The organism is Polaribacter sp. (assembly GCF_965656025.1).
Taxonomy (GTDB): domain Bacteria; phylum Bacteroidota; class Bacteroidia; order Flavobacteriales; family Flavobacteriaceae; genus Polaribacter.
Map to the genome: position 1 here is coordinate 1 of NZ_CBFHJT010000039.1, position 410 is coordinate 410.

At 29.8% G+C, this 410-nt stretch carries 2 protein-coding genes; both read right to left on the bottom strand.

The features are described 5' to 3' along the window. A partial coding sequence (gene gldL / locus ACTG3S_RS08775) for a gliding motility protein GldL (RefSeq protein WP_439128982.1) occupies positions 1–279 on the bottom strand: 279 nt, incomplete at its 3' end. A 63-nt stretch (positions 280–342) separates the two neighbouring features. Beyond that, positions 343–410 (bottom strand): hypothetical protein (locus ACTG3S_RS08780; protein WP_439129008.1); only part of this gene is annotated, 68 nt, incomplete at its 5' end.

A 410-nucleotide genomic window follows, 5' to 3' on the forward strand; every position in this document is an offset into this window, starting at 1 on the left:
TAAGTTGTCTAATTTTTGAGATAACATACCATCTGCACCTAATTTTTTAGTTTCTTTTTCTGAAGATAAACCAGCATCTGCCAATTCTGGATATACTTTAGACCAATCTAAATCTTCTTCTGGTGTATCAAATGCAGATATAAAAAATACAATTGCTTCTGCTATTAACCCTACCGTTAACATCATCCCTCCTGTAATTCCAAAAATCTCAATATGTTGAATTTTAAATAGCGCTCCAATAATTACTACTGCAGCTCCTATACCATATATAAAATTCATATTTCTTTTGTAAGTTCTTGACTGTGCCATAATTTTTTTAAATTAATTTTAAGGGTGTTTTTATTATTTGTTAGTTGTTCCTATATAATTTTGTACGGTTCTAAAACCAATGTAACTTCTTGCTGTGTCTG